20 protein-coding genes and 1 pseudogene are annotated in these 17,195 nt (G+C 57.2%); 7 read left to right on the top strand and 14 right to left on the bottom strand.

The features are described 5' to 3' along the window. Window positions 1–6 precede the first annotated feature (6 nt). Complete coding sequence (locus FBY04_RS30900; RefSeq protein ID WP_084322744.1) at window positions 7–1,029, bottom strand: transporter; 1,023 nt, start codon at window positions 1,027–1,029, stop codon at window positions 7–9. 416 nt (window positions 1,030–1,445) lie between these two features. Between FBY04_RS30900 and FBY04_RS30895 the strand changes: the two genes are divergently transcribed. After that, window positions 1,446–3,071 carry a methyl-accepting chemotaxis protein gene (locus FBY04_RS30895; protein WP_145319327.1) on the top strand — a complete coding sequence of 542 codons (1,626 nt, stop codon included), beginning with the start codon at window positions 1,446–1,448 and terminating at the stop codon, window positions 3,069–3,071. A gap of 62 nt (window positions 3,072–3,133) precedes the next feature. On the opposite strand, the gene FBY04_RS30890 is transcribed toward FBY04_RS30895, so the two are convergent. Both FBY04_RS30890 and FBY04_RS30885 read right to left on the bottom strand, forming a co-directional pair. Then, window positions 3,134–3,442, bottom strand: coding sequence for a PepSY domain-containing protein (locus tag FBY04_RS30890; RefSeq protein WP_084322746.1), 309 nt, complete (start codon window positions 3,440–3,442; stop codon window positions 3,134–3,136). A gap of 179 nt (window positions 3,443–3,621) precedes the next feature. Further along, the gene (locus FBY04_RS30885; RefSeq protein WP_145319324.1) at window positions 3,622–4,749 is read right to left on the bottom strand and encodes a glycerophosphodiester phosphodiesterase; all 1,128 of its coding nucleotides are present in this window, start codon (window positions 4,747–4,749) and stop codon (window positions 3,622–3,624) included. On the opposite strand from FBY04_RS30885, the gene FBY04_RS30880 reads away from it, so the two are divergent. Beyond that, window positions 4,748–4,942, top strand: coding sequence for a hypothetical protein (locus tag FBY04_RS30880; RefSeq protein WP_145319321.1), 195 nt, complete (start codon window positions 4,748–4,750; stop codon window positions 4,940–4,942). The genes FBY04_RS30885 and FBY04_RS30880 overlap by 2 nt on opposite strands. A 28-nt stretch (window positions 4,943–4,970) precedes the next feature. Continuing rightward, window positions 4,971–5,297 (top strand): DUF2025 family protein, encoded by a 327-nt coding sequence (locus tag FBY04_RS30875; RefSeq protein ID WP_084322749.1) that lies wholly within the window; start codon window positions 4,971–4,973, stop codon window positions 5,295–5,297. A gap of 125 nt (window positions 5,298–5,422) precedes the next feature. Here the strand turns inward: FBY04_RS30875 and FBY04_RS30870 are convergent, their stop codons facing one another. Both FBY04_RS30870 and FBY04_RS30865 read right to left on the bottom strand, forming a co-directional pair. Then, on the bottom strand, window positions 5,423–5,746 hold the full coding sequence (locus tag FBY04_RS30870; protein WP_145319318.1) for an antibiotic biosynthesis monooxygenase: 324 nt from the start codon (window positions 5,744–5,746) through the stop codon (window positions 5,423–5,425). Next, window positions 5,743–6,450 carry a CTP synthase gene (locus tag FBY04_RS30865; RefSeq protein ID WP_145319315.1) on the bottom strand — a complete coding sequence of 236 codons (708 nt, stop codon included), beginning with the start codon at window positions 6,448–6,450 and terminating at the stop codon, window positions 5,743–5,745. Before FBY04_RS30865 ends, FBY04_RS30870 begins: the two co-directional genes overlap by 4 nt. A gap of 15 nt (window positions 6,451–6,465) precedes the next feature. On the opposite strand from FBY04_RS30865, the gene FBY04_RS30860 reads away from it, so the two are divergent. Further along, window positions 6,466–7,407, top strand: a complete 942-nt coding sequence (locus FBY04_RS30860; RefSeq protein ID WP_145319312.1) for a LysR family transcriptional regulator — start codon at window positions 6,466–6,468, stop codon at window positions 7,405–7,407. A 6-nt stretch (window positions 7,408–7,413) separates the two neighbouring features. Here FBY04_RS30860 and FBY04_RS30855 read toward each other — a convergent pair whose 3' ends face one another. Together FBY04_RS30855 and FBY04_RS30850 are read right to left on the bottom strand one after the other, a co-directional pair. Then, complete coding sequence (locus FBY04_RS30855) at window positions 7,414–7,947, bottom strand: DUF1003 domain-containing protein (protein ID WP_145319310.1); 534 nt, start codon at window positions 7,945–7,947, stop codon at window positions 7,414–7,416. An 89-nt stretch (window positions 7,948–8,036) separates the two neighbouring features. Further along, entirely contained in the window at window positions 8,037–8,645 is a 609-nt protein-coding gene (locus FBY04_RS30850; protein ID WP_145319306.1) for a TetR/AcrR family transcriptional regulator, read from the bottom strand. Between the two features lie 211 nt (window positions 8,646–8,856). Between FBY04_RS30850 and FBY04_RS30845 the strand changes: the two genes are divergently transcribed. Further along, a complete protein-coding gene (locus FBY04_RS30845) occupies window positions 8,857–9,903 on the top strand; it encodes an MBL fold metallo-hydrolase (RefSeq protein ID WP_145319302.1) in 1,047 nt (348 codons plus the stop codon). Window positions 9,904–9,952: 49 nt separating this feature from the next. On the opposite strand, the gene FBY04_RS30840 is transcribed toward FBY04_RS30845, so the two are convergent. Then, a complete protein-coding gene (locus FBY04_RS30840; protein WP_084322755.1) occupies window positions 9,953–10,270 on the bottom strand; it encodes a helix-turn-helix transcriptional regulator in 318 nt (105 codons plus the stop codon). Window positions 10,271–10,360: 90 nt separating this feature from the next. Next, the gene (locus tag FBY04_RS30835; protein ID WP_145319299.1) at window positions 10,361–11,131 is read right to left on the bottom strand and encodes a helix-turn-helix domain-containing protein; all 771 of its coding nucleotides are present in this window, start codon (window positions 11,129–11,131) and stop codon (window positions 10,361–10,363) included. A gap of 112 nt (window positions 11,132–11,243) precedes the next feature. Between FBY04_RS30835 and FBY04_RS30830 the strand changes: the two genes are divergently transcribed. After that, window positions 11,244–12,059, top strand: coding sequence for a sulfite exporter TauE/SafE family protein (locus FBY04_RS30830; RefSeq protein WP_145319296.1), 816 nt, complete (start codon window positions 11,244–11,246; stop codon window positions 12,057–12,059). A gap of 6 nt (window positions 12,060–12,065) precedes the next feature. Here FBY04_RS30830 and FBY04_RS30825 read toward each other — a convergent pair whose 3' ends face one another. Then, window positions 12,066–13,055, bottom strand: a complete 990-nt coding sequence (locus FBY04_RS30825) for a hypothetical protein (protein ID WP_145319293.1) — start codon at window positions 13,053–13,055, stop codon at window positions 12,066–12,068. 119 nt (window positions 13,056–13,174) lie between these two features. Here FBY04_RS30825 and FBY04_RS30820 point away from each other — a divergent pair, with 119 nt between their 5' ends. Further along, entirely contained in the window at window positions 13,175–13,420 is a 246-nt protein-coding gene (locus FBY04_RS30820) for a type II toxin-antitoxin system Phd/YefM family antitoxin (protein ID WP_145319290.1), read from the top strand. Between the two features lie 54 nt (window positions 13,421–13,474). Here FBY04_RS30820 and FBY04_RS30815 read toward each other — a convergent pair whose 3' ends face one another. From FBY04_RS30815 to FBY04_RS33400, 4 genes and pseudogenes are all read right to left on the bottom strand, one after another. Continuing rightward, entirely contained in the window at window positions 13,475–13,984 is a 510-nt protein-coding gene (locus FBY04_RS30815; RefSeq protein WP_145319287.1) for a Bro-N domain-containing protein, read from the bottom strand. A gap of 474 nt (window positions 13,985–14,458) precedes the next feature. Then, window positions 14,459–14,764 (bottom strand): very short patch repair endonuclease, encoded by a 306-nt coding sequence (locus FBY04_RS30810; protein WP_145319284.1) that lies wholly within the window; start codon window positions 14,762–14,764, stop codon window positions 14,459–14,461. Between the two features lie 28 nt (window positions 14,765–14,792). Then, window positions 14,793–16,856, bottom strand: coding sequence for an AIPR family protein (locus tag FBY04_RS30805; protein WP_145319281.1), 2,064 nt, complete (start codon window positions 16,854–16,856; stop codon window positions 14,793–14,795). After that, window positions 16,856–17,098, bottom strand: a pseudogene (locus tag FBY04_RS33400) (PD-(D/E)XK motif protein); the annotation flags it as partial. The gene FBY04_RS30805 and the pseudogene FBY04_RS33400, both read right to left, overlap by 1 nt. Window positions 17,099–17,195: the final 97 nt, after the last annotated feature.

The following is a 17,195-nucleotide window of genomic DNA, read 5'->3' as shown; positions in this document are numbered from 1 at the left end:
TTGATCTTAATAATCCTGGCGCTTGCGAAACGCCCACCGCCCTGCAATCAAGGTAAACGTCGCGACCAAGGCCACCAGAATCCAGAACCCCTCCGGATCCTGGGATAGCGGCACGCCCCCCACGTTCATGCCAAAAAAACCGGCAATGATGTTGATCGGCAACGCCAGCACCGTCACCACCGTCAGGGTAAACAGCGTGCGGTTGCTTTGCTCGTTGAGGTTGGCGGCAATCTCTTCCTGCAACAGCTTGATCCGCTCACCCAATGCCGTGAGGTCGTTGATGATCAGTGCGAACTCCTCGGTGGATTTGCGCAACTCCTTCACGTCTTCCTTCTGCAACCATTGCGGAGGGCGATTGAGCAAGCGCAGCAACGAGCCCGGCTCCAGCGCCAGCAGCCGTTGCAAACGCACCAGCACCCGGCGATTGGCGCCCAGCTCGGCGCGGTTGGTCGACAGCCGCGAAGACAGCAACTCATCTTCGATCTGATCGACACTGAGGCTGGTCTTTCGCACGATCTGCGTCAGCACTTCACCCTGATCACGCAGCAAATGCACCAGTAATTCCAGCGGCGAGCGAAAGCATTCACCGGCCTTCACCGACGAACGCAGCTTGTCCACCGAGTGCAGCGGTTGCAGGCGCGCGCTGATGATCAGCCGACTGCGGGCGCACACCCACAGCGTCGACACATCCGAGGAGACCATACTGCTGAGGTTGAACACCACGTCGTTGACCACCGCCAGCAAGGCCGAATCGACATGCTCGATGCGCGTCGAGCGCGAGCCTTCATGCAAGGCTTCGAAAAACTCGTCGGGCAATTCCAGATGACTTTTCATCCAGCGTTCGCACGCGGCGTGAGCGAGGTTCAGGTGCAACCAGAGAAACTCATCGCTGTCGCCCGGCTGCTGCAGGGACCGCAACGCCATGGCCGAATCGATTTCCCGACCGCGTTCGCCGGGACGAAAACTGAAACCGTACAGCAGACCGAACAGGTCCGGGTCGCGATGGCTTTGGTCGATGCTGTGGTTCATGAGGTCTCGCAAAGGGGGGGCTTTGTCTCTCGTAGGCGCGAGCTTGCTCGCGATGAACGCAAGGACACCGCGTTGATCCTTCTACGCGGTGTTTTCGTTAACGACCATCGCGAGCAAGCCCGCCCGCATCATCGCAAGGCGCCTTGACAGTTTTGTGACAGCTTCGTGGAGCTGGCCAAGTGCCTTCTACCGGCGGTCGGAACCGCTCAAGAACGGTCCTGACACGCCGATCTCGTAGGAGCCTGCTTGCTGGCGATAGCGTCCGGCCAGTCGAAAATATGTCGACTGGCCGGACGCTATCGCCAGCAAGCCGGCTCCTACAAAAGCATGCGTTAGACGCTGTAGACAGGGAATGTCCAGACTATTTTCACGCCTCTTCAGGGCGTTCCTCATTCCTGTCATGAGTACCTTTCCCAATGTTTTTGCAAAAGTCCTTGAGAGCGCAAATTCTCGCTCTGCTGAGCGGCAGCCTGTTTGCAATGCTGCTGATCGCTCTGGCCTGCTTTCATTTTCTGTCCGGCGGCGTTCAGAACTACGCGAACCTGATCGACGGCCCGCTGCACACTTCGCAATTGATCGATGAAGCCAACCTGCAATTCAAGGTGCAGGTTCAGGAATGGAAAAACGTCCTGCTGCGCGGCAAGCAACCGGCGGACCTGGACAAGTACTGGAAGCAGTTCGAAGACCGCCAACGCGATGTGCAGGGCATCCTCGGCGAACTGGCCGGGCAAAAGGGCATCGAGCCGCCACTCAAGACCCGCATCGAACGCTTGCGTGACGAACATCGTCAGTTGGGTTCGGCGTACCAAAAGGGCCGCGATGCTTACGTGGCGGCCGGCGCCGATCCAACCGCGGGCGACACCGCGGTCAAGGGCATGGACCGGGCGACGAGCGATCAGATGAGCGAACTGGTCAGTGAATTGCGCAAGCAGGGCGTCGAACAGTCGAAGCTGATCAGCGCCAGCGCCGATCGCACTGTGTTGCTGGGCAGCATCGTGATGCTCGCATCGGGTTTGTTGATCGGCCTGTTGAGCCTGTGGCTGGTCAACCGCAACCTGGTCGAGCCGATTCGCAAACTGATCGACTACGTGGCGCAACTCAGTCAGGGCAAGTTTGCCGAGCGCGTGGCCAGCACCCGCCAGGATGAGCTGGGCAAACTGGCGATCGCGGCCAACACACTGCGCGATTTCCTTGCTGACACCTTCAGCCGCTTGCAGGTCAGTACCAAGGACCTGGACGGCGCCAGCAGTGAGTTGAAAGCGATCGCCGGCCTCATGGCCAGTGGCACCAACGAGCAGTTCAACCGAACCGATCAGGTCGCCACGGCGATGAACGAAATGTCCGCCACCGCGCAGGAAGTCGCGCGCCACGCCGCCGACGCCGCGCGTGCCGCCGACGATGCCGACCAGTCCGCCCAGCAAGGCGAAAAAGTCATGCAGGGCACCATCCACACCATCACTCGCATGCGCGGTGAAATCGCCAACACGGCGACGGTCATTCGACAGCTGGAAACCGACAGCGGCCGCATCGGCAAGGTACTGGAAGTGATTCGCGGCATCGCCGAGCAGACCAACTTGCTGGCGCTCAACGCCGCCATTGAAGCCGCCCGTGCCGGTGAAGCCGGGCGCGGTTTCGCAGTGGTGGCCGATGAAGTCCGCAGCCTGGCCCAGCGCACGGCGGCGTCGATCATCGAGATCAACCAGATCATCCAGACTGTGCAAACCGGTGCGGTGGACGCGGCGCAGGCGATAGAGAGTGGCCAGTCGCGCAGCGAAGAAAGCGTTCAGCAAGTGACCGAGGCCGGTGCGATGCTGGAGCGTATCACCCACGCCGTGGAAGCCATCCGCGACATGAACCGCCAGATCGCCACCGCTGCCGAAGAGCAGACCTCAGTCGCCGAAGACATCTCGCGCAATCTCACCGAGATCACCAGCATCGCCAGCACCAACCTGGACAACGTTCAACGCACCGAAGCGGCCAGTCACAACTTGCACGGGTTGTCCGGGCAACTGAATGAAGTGACGTCGCGCCTGAGCGCGTAAGGCATTACCGGAACGCAAAAAAGCCGCACGATCCGAAAATCGTGCGGCTTTTTATGTGTGAATCAGTTGTCTTGCTTGTTCTTCAGGACTTCGCCGGTGGCGGCGTTCAGGTCCACGTCCCATTCAACGCCTTTGGCGTCTTTGAGTTCAACTTCGTACTCGTAGAGGGTGGAGTGTTTGTCGAGGTCGCTGTCGGTAATCGTGGCACCCGGGTGCAACTTCAGCACGATCTGGTTCAGCTCTTCCAGCGGCTTGATCTTGCCGTCCTTGACCAGCTGCGGGATCTCATTGACGGGAACATCAGCCGCTTGGGCCAAGCCAGCAGTAAGGGTCAGGGCGGCAGCGGTGAACAGGGCAGTCAAAGTCTTCATGAGGTTCTTTCCTTGGGTGAGCCGTTTAAGTGAGCCCAGATTAACTGTGGCAACTTAATTCAGGCTTAATTCCTGGAGCAACGACAGCAAGCCGGCTCCTATAGGTCCGTGTCGTTCGTACTAACGACTCAACCTTGTAGGAGCCGGCTTGCTGGCGATCGCGTCACCTCGTTTCTGGATCAATACCCGTTGTTCTGCAACAACTGCGCAACCGTGCCCGCCGCCGGACGTTTATAGAACTTCAACAATTCGCTGGCGCGGTTGGTGAAGATGCCATCGACCCCGGCGTCCATGACTTTCTGGTAATCCACTGCGTCGTCGACGGTGTAGACGTGCACCAACAAACCCTGATCGTGGGTGTACTGGTTCATCCACGGTTTGACGAGGTCCGAGTAGCTTTGATCACCCCCCTTGGTCAGGGCCGCAGAAGGCCCGGTGCCGATCGCGCCCTGGGCCTTGGCGTACTCGACCCATTGCTGGAACTCGGCTTTGTCCTTCGGTTCCTGCTTGGCGTAATACGTGGCTTTGTCCTTGTCGCCAGATTCGGCGAACGTCACCTTGGACTTAGGCTCGATGCTGCCTTCGCCGACCCACAACAGCAGGACCTTCGGCACCTGCGGCATTTCTTTTTCCAGCAGTTCCAGGCTGCTCTTCTCGAACGTTTGCAGCACCACCTTGCCTTTACCCTGGCCGACGGCGAGTTCGCTTTTCGCCAGTTTCGAACCGGCCGGGCTCAACCAGCCGCGGTCCTGAAGTTTTTCCTTGAGGTCACGCTCGATGCCGGGGAATTGCTTGGGTTCTTTGGTTTCGATGTACAAGCCGGGCTTGTGCAACGGGTTGCCCTGGGCGATGTCGATGATTTCGTCGAGGGTCAGGATTTTCAGACCGGCGAAAGCAGGACGCGCGCGGTCCGGGTAAGCGCTGTTGAACCAGCTGCCGGCATCGAGGGTTTTCAGTTCGGCGATGGTGAACGCGTTGGCCGGGCTGTCCTTGCGCTCAGGAAATTTGCTGGCGACGTCGGTGGTGCGTTGCAGGTTGTTGTCGTGCAGGGCAAACAGCATGCCGTCCTTGCTGCGTTGCAGGTCCAGTTCGAGGTAATCGGCACCCAGGTCGCGCGCCAGTTTGTAGGCGGCGGCGGTGGATTCCGGTGCATCGAAAGACGCACCGCGATGGGCGATCACTGCCGGGTGAGGGATGCCCGAACGGGTCGCCAGTGAGGTAGGGCTTGGCTCGCTGGCGGCCTGCGCCTGACCGAGGCCGAGCAGCACGCTCAGCAGCAGGGCGCTCTTGGTGAAAGTTACAGGCATGGTCGAGATCCTTTCGCAGAGTGTTTTCAAGACGTCCCTTTTAACAACTGAGCGCCGCTTGCGCTATCGCGAGACCGACATAAACGTGTTTAAAGCAGATTTTTTCAGCGCTTTTGTGCGGTTCTTTGCAGTACTCTTGGTTCCGGCAGTTTCCCCGGCAGAGGGAACGCCCTTCAACTTGCCCGGCGTGTAAACCATTGATCACTTGTGTGAGGTTTATCATGCGCATCACTTCCCAGCTCATCTGCCAGGCCGCCGAACAGCTCAAAGGCTTCGTCGGCCTCAATCGCAAAACCGGCCAGCATATCGTGCGTTTCAGTGAAGATTCCTTCGGCATGGACGTGGCGGATGACGGCATTATTCCAGCGAGTGAATTTGTCTGGGCGCCGGGGCCGGAGCAGGCCATGACGCTCAAGCGTGAGCTGATTCAATTGTTGCTCGATCAGAACATTGATGACCGGATCAATATTACCGAGCCGTTGCGGGTGTACATGAATCGGCGGGAAGTGCCGGAGATTTCGGCGGTGCGCAGTCTGGTGCAGAGCTGAAATTTGCAGTGTTTATGCTGGCCTCATCGCCGGCAAGCCAGCTCCTACAGGGTTTCGCGTCGTACATATAAACCCATGTGGGAGCGGGCTTGCTCGCGATGACGGCCTCAAGAACACCGCATCATCTACTGTTTGAACTCATAAGCCCGCTCAACCCTGCACACCCGCGTATGACAAGCCGAGTACCAGGTCGAGCGCCCACGCTCACGAATCGCGCTGTGCTCGGGATGATGTTTCCACGCCAGAATCGCTGCCTCACTGGCCCAATAAGACACCGTAATCCCGAGCCCATCCTCGCCCCGCGCCGATTCCACACCCAGAAACCCCGGCTGCTCGCGCGCCAGTTCAACCATGCGCTCGGCGGCTTCGGCGTAACCCTGATCACCCTCGGTGCGCCGCGAAGTAAAAATCACCGCGTAGTAAGGCGGTTCCAGCATCTGGCCAATCATGATTTCTGCCTCGCACACGCTTCGATCAACGCACTGACCAGCGGCGGCAACAGACCTTTGAGCGCAGCACGTTCAGGTTGAAACAGCGTGGCAACGAAGAACGGATGCCCACGCAATTCCACGGCCCGTAGTTCCCCCGTCGAATCGTGGCCCACAGCGGATAATTCCTGGCTCAGCAAATCCCGTTCAAAGTCGGGATTCACACCGTAACTGCAGCGATAACCTTCACGAATCTCGGCGCTTTCGTACGCCTTGGCGATCAACGAACCTTCAACCAGATGAATGCTGTCGACGGCTTCCACCAGTGAACAGGTCAGTGGCGTGAGTAGCGCTCGCGTTGCATTGGGCGATGTCTCGCCGTGCTCGGCATCTTTCCAGCCGAGCACGTTGCGGGCGTATTCGAGTAGGGCGTGTTGAAAACCGCCACACGTGCCGAGGAACGGTCGCTGTTGTTCGCGGGCAAAGCGGATCGCTCGCAATGCACCGTCCTCATTGCGGTAGGGACTGGCTGGCACACACCAGAAGCCATCGAAGTCTTTCAACGGCATGTCATCGTTGATGCGGTCGGTGGTCAACCACTCGAACTGAACGTTCAAACCTGAGTGTTCGGCCACCCTGCCGAGGGCGATGGGAATCGCCTGATGGGCGGTGACTTGCGGGTCGTAATCGCCGATCAGGGCGATGCGGATGACGGTGTTTTCCATGAGTGCTCCCGGCGCTTGTTGATTCCTGGAGCCCACTATAGATTGGCGTTCACGCACTCAATATTGGCGTTATCCCAAGTGATCAATGCAACCGCGCACTATCGACTGGATTACCCCGACCTCTCCCTGATCCTCGCGCTGGTGCGCGGCGGTTCGTTGGCCCGGGCGTCGGCGTTGTTGAACGTCGACGTCTCCACCGTGTTTCGCGCCGTGCGCCGACTGGAAGCCGCGCTGGGTCAGCAACTGTTCGAAAAGAGCCGCGCCGGCTATTTGCCCACCAGCCTGGCGCAGACGCTGGCCGAACAGGCCGAGCGCGCCGAACAAGCGCTGGAGGCCGCGCGCATCGGCGTGGAGCAGGGCGCTGAAGTCATCAGCGGCACTGTGCGCCTGACCTGCACCGATTCGGTCCTGCAAGGTTTGCTGGTGCCGGCGCTCGCGCAATTCATGCCCGGCTATCCGGCGCTGGCGATCGAGTTGAGCACCTCCAACGACTTCGCCAACCTCAGCCGCCGGGACGCAGACATCGCCTTGCGCATGACTCGAACGCCGCCTGAGCATTTGGTCGGCCGGTGTCTGGCGCAGGTGTCGTACCGAGTGTGTGCGAGTACGGCGTATCTGAAATCGGTCGATGCCGAAGACCTGGCTTCACTCACCTGGATCGCCCCGGACGACTTCCTTCCGGATCACCCCACCGTCGCGTGGCGTCGCCAGCAGTTGCCCGGCGTCACACCGGGTTATCGCTGCAACAGCATGTTGTCGGTGACTGAATTGGCGCGGGCGGGGCTCGGTGTCGCGGTACTGCCGGACTTTTTGATCGGCGACGGGCTGCAGCCGTTGAGCGAACCGCTGCACGGTTACGACACCGCGCTGTGGTTGCTGACCCGGCCCGACTGCCGTGCCTTGCGTTCGGTGGTGACGTTATTCGATGAGTTGGGTCGGATCCTCAAGCGGCCATGAGGCAGCTCAGACCTTCGGCTGATCCTTGTGCTGCACGATGTGCAGGTGCATTTCCGAGGTCAGGTTTTCGATGCGTTCCGAGAGTGTCTTGGTCATCTCGGTGAGGCGGGTGTTCTGTTCAAGCAATTCGAGTAATTGCGCGGTGTGCTTCGCCGCCTGCGCCTGACGTTCACTGTTGGCCACGGCCAAGGCTTCGCGGTGTTGCGCATCGGCTTCGGACTGGGCTTTGTCCCGGGCTGCCTGACGGGTCTGGGCCAGCAGAATCAACGGCGCGGCGTACGCCGCTTGCAGGCTGAACGCCAGGTTGAGCAGGATGAAAGGGTAGGCATCGAAGTGGGTGATGCCAGACACGTTGAGAAAAATCCATAACGCAACGATCAGCGTCTGCGCGCCAAGAAACATCGGCGTGCCGAAGAATCGCGCAAATGCCTCGGCGCGCAGGGCAAACTTGTCATTGCCGAACGTCGGCGCCAAATGAGCGTGAGCGCGGTGAAAACGCAAGTGATCGACGGTCGCGGTGGTCTGGGTTTCGGTGGTCATGATGCTCTCTGTCGGGCGCTGGGACTTGCGTTCACTATAGCGCCGCCCGGTGCCGCGTTGGCTAGACCGTCAGCGCGGCAAGCGCGTCTTCAGCGCTGGTAGCAGGCCAGGAACATGTCGAGCGCCGACTCCGCGACAGTGCTTTGCATTTCGGGCGAAAGGCTGGGCAACCCCATGGAAATCTGCGGCCAGAACGCAAAGGATTTGAGCATGCCTTGAATCTGTTGTGCGGCAAATTCGGGGTCGACCTTCTTCAATCGCCCATCGGCCTGGGCGGCGCGAATCCACACGGTCAGGCCTTCCTCGCGTTTGCCCATCCGCGCGACCATGTCTTGCGCACGCTCCGGTGAATGAATCGCCGCCGCGATGGCCACCCGCGCCAGGTCCAGGAAATTCTCATCGCCGATCATCTTCAATTTCGCCATCAACATCAGGCGCATCTGGTCGCGCAGCGGCAAGTCCGTGCGGTAGGCCGTTTCCTGTTCTGCCGTCACCCGCGCCCATAACTGATTGAGGATTTCGGCGAACAACTCTTCCTTGCTGGGGAAGTGGTTGTACACCGTGCGCTTGGACACGCCAGCGGTGGCGGCAATCTTGTCCATGCTGGTGATGTCGAAACCGTGGGCACGGAATTCGGCAATCGCCGCTTGGATGATCGCTTCGCGTTTTCGGTCGGTCAGGCGCTGTGGAGCTGTCATAAGTAGGCTTCGGCAGAAGAAATTAAGAATTACACTCAGCAGTTTACTTGTGAACGGGTTTGATGCAACCTAGAAACTACACTGTGCAGTGTAATGTTTCGTTAACCCTGCACAGCCAAAAATAGAGAGCCCGGCTGATGCGTGCGTGCCTTGGCCATTAATCGTCCCACCGCAGAAACCGCGAACCGCACGGTTTCCTGGAGTCATTCACATGGCCAATGCCACTAACGCCCGCGAACCTGAAGCTTCCCGCCAGGTCGACGGGACCTACAAAAACCACGCACCTGTGCAGCGAGAAGGCTTGCGCAAAATGGTGCGCATCATGTGGAACATGATCTTCCACAAACCGCGCAACACCCGGCCAGTCGCTGCCGTTCCGGTGCAACGCCTGAGCCACGATGCGTTGATCGCCGCGCCCAATCACAGCGTCTATCGCCTTGGTCACTCCACCGTATTGCTCAAGCTGCGAGACAAATTCTGGATCACCGACCCCGTCTTCGCCGAACGCGCATCGCCCGTGCAGTGGGCCGGCCCGAAGCGTTTTCACCAGCCGCCCATCAGCCTGGACGAATTGCCACCGATTGAAGCGGTGATCCTGTCCCACGATCATTACGACCACCTCGATTACGAGGCGGTGCTCAAACTGGCGGACAAGACCCACTACTTCCTCGCGCCGCTGGGCGTTGGCGACACCTTGATCAAGTGGGGCGTCGATGCCGGCAAAGTGCGCCAGCTCGATTGGTGGCAGGACACCGAAGTCGCCGGCATCCAATTCATCGCCACCCCGTCACAGCACTTTTCCGGTCGCGGCCTGTTCGATGGCAACAGCACGCTGTGGGCGTCATGGGTCATCATCGACGGTGACACACGGGTCTTCTTCAGTGGCGACAGCGGTTACTTCGACGGCTTCAAACGCATCGGCGAACAACATGGTCCGTTCGACCTGACACTCATGGAAACCGGCGCCTACAACGTCGAGTGGCCACATGTGCACATGCAGCCCGAGCAAACCCTGCAAGCGCACATCGACCTCAGAGGCCGCTGGTTGCTGCCGATTCACAACGGCACGTTCGATCTGTCGATGCACGCCTGGTTCGAGCCGTTCGACCGGATACTGGCCTTGGCCTGGGAGCGCAGTGTGTCGATTACCACACCGCAGATGGGTGAGGCGTTCAATGTCATGTACCCGCAACGCGGCAGTGCATGGTGGTTGGGGATGGAAGACGAGATTGATCAGGTGACGGTTCAGAACGCGTGATGGTGTACCGCCAGGCCGAACCATTGGGTCGGCCCTGGCCGCCGACACCTCACTCAACCATCGCAAAATCAGTCCGCCCCACCGAATTCGATGCAGACCCTTTGACGCTCATCCCCCGACCCGGCGCAAACCCCGGGAAGAACACCAACCCCTCTGACTCGAAGCGATACGCCAACGCCAGCCGATCCGCATCCGGCACATCACGCCGGGCCTCGAATCGCTCAATCGCGTCCATCGAAACGCCGGACTCTCGACACAGTTCCTCCACGCTCCAACCCAACATCGCCCGGGCCTGGGCGCAATGGGCGGGGGTGAATTGGAAGAGGGCGATACGTTCCAGGGTGATCTTCATCGCATAAGAGGCCATGGTGTTCTCCGGGCTCAAGAGTGCTGATTCAAAATGTACTGTGTTTTTGTACAGTTGTTTTGCGCCCGGATCAAACTCATTTTTTGATTTTTACGACTTCGCCCCCTCCAACCAGACGGACGGCGCCTGGCCCAACACTCGGCGAAACATCGTCGAAAACGCCGCCGGGCTTTCGTAGCCGAAATCCAGCGCAATGCGCGTCACCGGCTCACCCACCGCCAACCGCGCAAGCGCCAAAACCACGCAAGCCCGCTGCCGCCACTGGCTGAAACTCAGGTCGGTCTGTTGGCGGAACAGGCGATTGAAGGTGCGTAAACTGATGTGCAACTGATCGGCCCATTGCTGCGGCGACTGATGCGCGTCCGGCCGCTGCAAAAAGCCGCGGCACAGCGCGAGCAGCCGCGTATCGACCGGCAGCGGGATATGCAACGGTAGCGGGGCACTGCGCACCAGCTCATGCAGCAGCAAAGCGATCAACACCCCATCGCGCCCACCCTCGTCGTACTCCAGCGGGATCTCCACCGCCTCCATCAGCAGCTGCCGCATCAACGGTGAAACGCTGATTACCTGGCAACAATCCCCCAAATCCACCGTCCCCGGCTCGATGTACACACTGCGAGTGCTCACCCCCAGCATCACCACCTCATGCGCCACCCCGGCCGGAATCCACACCGCCCGCTGCGGCGGCACCACCCAATTGCCGTCATGCGTGCCAACCTGCATCACCCCGGTAGCGCCGTACAACAACTGTGCCCGCCGGTGCGTATGACGCGGCAACACCTGACCGTAGGAATAATCCGTACCGATGGCCACCACCGAGCGTGGCGTGTCATCCAGTACGTTAATCGAAACATTGCGCATCGAGCGGCTTCCAGCAGTTGGCGTAAACGCAAACATTATTGGCTGACTTGCTGAAGCAGGCCAAGCCACATCGCTCTATCGTCGACCGCTCCCAACCAACGGACGACGCGCAATGTTCTACCTCCTGCTGACACTCTTCGGCTGCATGACCGGCATCACCGCCGTGCTGTTCGGCTTCGGCGGCGGCTTCGTCGTCGTGCCGCTGCTGTATCGGATGCTCATGGCCAGCCACGGTGCCGACGACCCCATCGGCCAATCGGCAATGCACATCGCCGTCGCCACCTCGACCTGCGTGATGATCGTCAACGCCCTCGTCGCCAGCGGAAAACATCACCGTGCGGGTAATCTGATTCGCCATTACCTGTGGCCGTTAGGTGGGTATATCGGGTTGGGCTCGGTGGTCGGCGCAGTGGCCGCGATGTGGGTGAGTGGCGAAGTGATCCGGTATGCGTTCATTGCCTACCTGGGTGTAACCATTGTGGATTGCCTGTTCAGACGCGGTTTTCTTACACACGCAGATAACGGAATCCCACGGCGATTGGGGAGGGCGGAAGTGTCTGGAGGCGGCGTAGGAATCGGCACAATCGCCACATTTCTCGGCGTGGGCGGCAGCGTCATGACCGTGCCATTGTTGCGTCGATGCGGCTTGAGCATGAGTCAGGCAACGTCCATGGCCAATCCGCTAAGCCTGCCCGTGGCGTTGGCCGGGACCGTGACTTACATGGCGATGGCGGGGTTCACTGAGTTTGATTTGGGGCCGTGGTTTGTCGGTTATGTGGATCTGTTGGCATTTGCGGTTTTGACGATGGGGTCGTTGGTGGGGATTCGATTGGTTACGCCGTGGATCGGGCGGATTCCGGATCGGATACATGCGCGGGTGTACATCGGTTTGCTGATCGTGGTGATGCTCAGCATGTGCCTGAATTGAACGCCGTTACTTCGCCTCCAACCCCGGCGCCTCACGAATAATGAAGTGATCCAGGTTCTCGATATTCGCACTGAACACCCCGAACGTCTGCTCGGGGTTTTTCTTGCTTGGCACCTGTTTCAACTCCGGCGTCACGCCATAAAAGAAGCAATACAACTGCGCTTCACTGTCGATGGCGTGCTTGATCTCTTCCAGAAACGCTTTGCGCTTGCGGTAGTTCTCGATCAACTTCTTGCTCAAGTAAACGTTGACCGAATACGGCTTCTTCTTCGCCTCATCCGCTTGCTTGAACCAGACCTTCTGCTCGAAATCGATACGAAAGCTCTGCGTGTAATCTTTGATCTCCTTGATCTTGCCCCAGTAAATCAGCCCCTTGTTGTCCGTCAGGTATTCGATCTTCTTGAAGAACGACCCATAAGGCGCCGTGTGCTCGCCAATCTTCAGCGGCATGCGCTTGAGCAGGTCCTTGTCCTCGAAGTTCGACACAAAACACTCCACCGGGTGGGCGAAGACGCTGGTCTTGTCCGGCGCTGATTCGTGGCTCGGGTGCTCGATATCGTTGGGCTTTGTAAGAGGTTTCGGATCGTCCCGCGTTACATCCGCCGCCACCGCCGGATTCGACGGCTTGCGCACATACTGACGCCGAGTCAGCAACAACTCCGACGGGAAATGCTCCTCGCGACTGTCATCCGTTTCCGCACCGTCCGCATCCACACCCGACGCCGACGCCTTGAGACTGACATAAGGACAATTCGCCACATGCCGGGTGCTGGGCGTGTTCTTGAAGTGCGGGGTGCGAACGTAATTCACGTTTTTGGCGTTGAACGTCGTCAGCACGTTTGCCGCATCGAACGCCGCCCTGCAGGCGTCATTGGGGCATTGGAAGTGTTCCTTCGCGGAATCGAACTCCATGGTCTCGTCGAAATTCAAATCGCGCACGTCATAGATCGACAACTTGTCGTCGAGGCTGAGGCAGTAGGCGAGATCGAATTTCATGGTGGGCTCGGGTCCTTGAGAGTCGGGTGGCGTATTAATAGCGGGTAGCGTGAGATGGCGCACCTGTTGATTCAAGTTCGTCGCTTCAGCTAGCTTGGTTAACCCTGTGGAGGCGCCATATGACTGAACGGATACAAGTAAACATGCACGAAGCACGATCCCAGCTTTCTCAACTCGCTGAGCGCGCATGGCATGGCGATACGGTTGTGATCGTCAAGGACGGCAAACCTTATCTGGATCTGCTGCCTCATATCGATACACCTCGGGTGCGCAAACCTGGGCGGTTGAAAGGGAGGATTCGGATGTCTGCGGAGTTTGAAAATACCCGCGAGGACATCATTAATGGATTTGAGAGCTGCCTGTAAAAAAATCCGCTGCCTGAGATTCAAACAGCGGATTTTTTGTACTTCAATGAGCAATCAAAACCCTCGCAACAATCGTGACGCCTTACGCCACCACGATCCGCGCTGATTGAACGGATCATCTGCCAACACGCAAGGCATGTCCCGCAACCGAATCCACGGTTCATCCTGCCAGTGCAACATGCAGAGCGACATCTTCGGCCAGTCCAGAACACTCAACGTTGGTCGTTCAACTGAACGCGATGGACGCGCATCGCGTAGCGCCGGAACGACCTGGTGAGTCAGCCATTCCCTCAGGAGTCGGTACTCCGGGCAATAGTGATAAACCAGCAACGCATAAACGCCGGACTCGCTGATCATCAGTCGTTCTTCGGCAATACCTTGAGCCTCCACGAGCATCATTCGCCGCTGATCTGCATCCAGCTTGCGTGACATGCGTTCGTCGAGATGTTTGCCCATCAATCGTCCCAGGTCGTGAGCACAGAACCACGCCTGGTTCTCCACGAGTAGGGCACGAAGACAGGTGCCGTGACGAAGGAAGAGGGTTGAAACGAGCGGTTCAGACATGGCGAACCTCCTGAAACGGAAGCGCGCGATTGGACACACGGATACGGCAAGTCACCTTCATCGTGAAGGTCGGAATGTCAGGCATTTCCTTTACCTCTGGCTGCTTTCTTAGGGCATTCGTTATGGGTGTCGGGAGCTAAGAAACCCACCAGAGACGGGCCGGACATATTCCCCTTTCGGGTCTTGTATTCGCCCACTCCCGACATAACGGGGATTTTCTCGCAGGCGTAGAGAAACCGCAGACGAAAAAAAGCCGCTGACTGTCGGGTGCGGATGGCCGCTCTGGTTGAGGCGTTTCTTAGGCGCCGAACTGAAAGCCTAGGGGGTCAATGCCGGCTGGTCAACCTCTCAAAATGCCTGATTTTTTTCCGCCCAAAATGTGTAGGTCTAAGCGCTTGGATCGAGTGTTTTCTGGATTTCGGTGTGTAGGATTTCTCTGTTTTTTGTGTGGCATTCCCAAATAATAGCTGCACGTCATCCAAGCGTTTCCAGCGCCTGTTGCGTATGGAGATCTGTTTCCACGTATTTTGCCAATTTAGGCAGCCAAAATTTCGGTCTGCTCTTCGGGAGGCAGGCATGTTTGCAACTAAGATGTCTACGCCAAAAGCAGTCCTGAACGAATTTGCATATCCAATGCTTCGGGAAAACAAGGTCAGGTTTCCCTGGAAGGTCCTTACGATGTAGACGATAGCGAAGCCCTCTTCTGTGCCGAGGCGAAGCACCGCTAATGTTTTGGGCTCCAGCGGATTTAGTGATGGCAGAAGGTATTGAGCGAGACATTTGCTATAGAACACGTTGTAGATTGGACCTAGGCACTATCTGTTCCGGTAGCATTCTGTTCTTTGAATCCCAGCCGTCGCACTTCCTCAAGAATGACTGCACCGTGTTTTGCCTGTTTAATACTTACATTGCTGGATCTGCTCACCAGCTTTCCAAGCGAAAAAGCGAGGCTTCGCTGCCATGGCTGAAGGTTGTCAGTTTCCTTTGACCATTTGGAGATCTGGAACCATATGTCCGCAGGTATTGCTGTAACTTGGTCAATCAGGCCCTGCTCATGCTGGTTGGGAGCGCTTACACCCTGATTCCCATTCAAAGCAGATGCCCTTTTGGAAATATCGATAAGCTCGGCTTCCAATGAGGAACCTGTGTTGATATTTAAATCCTTAATTTTTTCCCAGCACTCTTTGCGTTTACACCATTCAGTGACGTTCTTCCCGTTCGGCGGGCTGACAATGATGCAGTGTACGGCCATAGAAACATTACGAATAACATCACGGAGAGCTGGTGAAATATCCTGATTTTTCCAGATACTGTCCAAATCAATGCGCTGAGATGTCTGGTTGGATATCCACGCAATTGTATATGTGACTATGTTGGCCTTGTAACCACCGAAATTCTGCTCCCGGACGATGCGGTCAGCCCTGCTGAAAATGATTGCCTTGGCGATCAGGTGTTCAAAGTATCGGGAATCAACATCAACGCGTCCGCGTTCTTTCAGTCTGATAGCGAAATCATTGAAGTTCTTCTGTGCTCCCAGACTGACAATATGCGGGAGCTGCATCCAGGTGTTTTCGTACTTCGCCAGATCGGTTTTTGTGAATTTCTGACGCGTTGGGAACATCGCATCAAACTGGCGTTTTCTGGTAGGTGTACCTTCTCTTGCTTTTGCGTCGAGATACTGCCCCCTTGCCCGCTCGTAAAACCACTTGGACTGCCTGCTCGAGCCATCAACTGCGGGAGCCCAGACGGTCCGGGAGAGACCTTCGATCTCTACATGGAATGGGTCATTGGCGTAGAAGTCGGCATCGTTGACCTTGTTCTGGCTGTTCGCAAATCGTGAGATAAGTGGAACGATATGCTCAAGATGCTCTTCAGGGATAACAGATATTTTGGCCTGAACAAAAATCCCACCCAGATCAGCCTTGTCCTTCTTGGCCGTATAATAAAGAGACGCGGTGGTTTGCCCACCGTTCACTATCTGAAGGTTGCGAATCTTTGAAATTGAATAGCCATTCTCTTCATCAAACTCGATATCGTCAGCTGTTGCCGAAACACCATTATTATATGCAAAGAATCGATGAGGCTCCTCAAGAATAGTCTTTCTGATCCCTTTGTTAACATTGCCCCTGGCCTGTAGGAACGATCTGACGTTTCGCTCCAGCAGACGTGGTCCATACTTTTCGTAGATTCCGGCAAGAATTTCTCCGGGAATGACGGCAAGATAGCCCTTGTAATCTGATTTGGGGTCAGCCAGCGAAAGACAGGGGATATTCTGGCCAAATTCTTCAGGGAAGTTGATTTCAATCGGCTCGTATTTTTTTCCGGAACTGGCAAGACGATATAGCCGTGCGGCATCCCATACGTGCAGCGTAACCGAGATATCTCCGCCTTCTTCCGGGTGGAAGGCGTCCTGATTTACAATGCCATCCGTCAGCAGAAAAATTCTACAACTGACAACGCTGTCCTTAAGTTCGTGGATTCTCTGGAAGGCATCGTAGCTTTCCGACGACTCTTCAAGGGTGCTGTGAAACCCGGTAAGCCCCTTACGCAGGCAGGTTTCCGCCTGCCTGAAAGCCGCTTCGCACTGAGCTTTGGTTACAGTGACAGGAGGCGTCTGCTGGTTAAACACCGATACAAAGATGTCTAAACAATCCTCGTCCTGATTTACGTTGTAGCCATTGAGCTGCATCCCCCGGGATTTATAGAAGCAGACGTTTACGTCTTCGATCTCACCGGCTTCGATAAGATAATCCGAGACCATTCGCGTGAACTGGTCGACCTTGAATCCGCCTTCTTCCGCGTCACCTGCCCCCGCGAGAACCTCCTGCAACAGGTCCTCGCAGAATGAATTAAGTCCATCCTTTTCGTTCATCAGCAGGCCTCCCCGATTTTTACAGAAAGCTCTGAAAAGGAAACTTCATGGCTTCTGCATTGTGCAACTGAGATTGAGTACTTCACATCGCCTACACCCGAGCGAATATCACTCTCACGAATTCTTGGGAAATCATTCTCCACCAGAAAAACTGCAGATTCCCTGATTGAATACCCGGTGGGCTCGTACTTCGCTCTGTGCGAGTCCACATATCCTGCTTCGATCAGCAGATTATCAAACTCTGAGAGTGAATCGCCCCGGGTTTTCTAGACACTCTCCAGGCTCGCTGCGTAACGCTTTTCAAACTCTACCGGTGACAGCTGATTGTTGAAACTGTGA

It is taken from the genome of Pseudomonas sp. SJZ080, assembly GCF_007828295.1.
Lineage (GTDB): Bacteria > Pseudomonadota > Gammaproteobacteria > Pseudomonadales > Pseudomonadaceae > Aquipseudomonas > Aquipseudomonas migulae_A.
Note: the sequence above shows the minus strand (reverse complement) of the source record. Positions and strands in the feature narration are given on the sequence as shown.

Excerpts from the sequence above, each read along its gene's own strand:
- FBY04_RS30810 (WP_145319284.1), bottom strand. The coding sequence starts at position 14,764 with ATGTCTCGCTCAATACCTTCTGCCATCACTAAATCCGCTGGAGCCCAA.
- FBY04_RS30835 (WP_145319299.1), bottom strand. The coding sequence starts at position 11,131 with ATGCGCAATGTTTCGATTAACGTACTGGATGACACGCCACGCTCGGTG.
- FBY04_RS30840 (WP_084322755.1), bottom strand. The coding sequence starts at position 10,270 with ATGGCCTCTTATGCGATGAAGATCACCCTGGAACGTATCGCCCTCTTC.
- FBY04_RS30900 (WP_084322744.1), bottom strand. The coding sequence starts at position 1,029 with ATGAACCACAGCATCGACCAAAGCCATCGCGACCCGGACCTGTTCGGT.
- FBY04_RS30830 (WP_145319296.1), top strand. The coding sequence starts at position 11,244 with ATGTTCTACCTCCTGCTGACACTCTTCGGCTGCATGACCGGCATCACC.
- FBY04_RS30880 (WP_145319321.1), top strand. The coding sequence starts at position 4,748 with ATGGTCGAGATCCTTTCGCAGAGTGTTTTCAAGACGTCCCTTTTAACA.
- FBY04_RS30895 (WP_145319327.1), top strand. The coding sequence starts at position 1,446 with ATGTTTTTGCAAAAGTCCTTGAGAGCGCAAATTCTCGCTCTGCTGAGC.
- FBY04_RS30850 (WP_145319306.1), bottom strand. The coding sequence starts at position 8,645 with ATGACAGCTCCACAGCGCCTGACCGACCGAAAACGCGAAGCGATCATC.
- FBY04_RS30855 (WP_145319310.1), bottom strand. The coding sequence starts at position 7,947 with ATGACCACCGAAACCCAGACCACCGCGACCGTCGATCACTTGCGTTTT.
- FBY04_RS30890 (WP_084322746.1), bottom strand. The coding sequence starts at position 3,442 with ATGAAGACTTTGACTGCCCTGTTCACCGCTGCCGCCCTGACCCTTACT.
- FBY04_RS30885 (WP_145319324.1), bottom strand. The coding sequence starts at position 4,749 with ATGCCTGTAACTTTCACCAAGAGCGCCCTGCTGCTGAGCGTGCTGCTC.
- FBY04_RS30825 (WP_145319293.1), bottom strand. The coding sequence starts at position 13,055 with ATGAAATTCGATCTCGCCTACTGCCTCAGCCTCGACGACAAGTTGTCG.
- FBY04_RS30845 (WP_145319302.1), top strand. The coding sequence starts at position 8,857 with ATGGCCAATGCCACTAACGCCCGCGAACCTGAAGCTTCCCGCCAGGTC.
- FBY04_RS30865 (WP_145319315.1), bottom strand. The coding sequence starts at position 6,450 with ATGGAAAACACCGTCATCCGCATCGCCCTGATCGGCGATTACGACCCG.
- FBY04_RS30870 (WP_145319318.1), bottom strand. The coding sequence starts at position 5,746 with ATGATTGGCCAGATGCTGGAACCGCCTTACTACGCGGTGATTTTTACT.
- FBY04_RS30815 (WP_145319287.1), bottom strand. The coding sequence starts at position 13,984 with ATGTCTGAACCGCTCGTTTCAACCCTCTTCCTTCGTCACGGCACCTGT.
- FBY04_RS30820 (WP_145319290.1), top strand. The coding sequence starts at position 13,175 with ATGACTGAACGGATACAAGTAAACATGCACGAAGCACGATCCCAGCTT.
- FBY04_RS30805 (WP_145319281.1), bottom strand. The coding sequence starts at position 16,856 with ATGAACGAAAAGGATGGACTTAATTCATTCTGCGAGGACCTGTTGCAG.
- FBY04_RS30875 (WP_084322749.1), top strand. The coding sequence starts at position 4,971 with ATGCGCATCACTTCCCAGCTCATCTGCCAGGCCGCCGAACAGCTCAAA.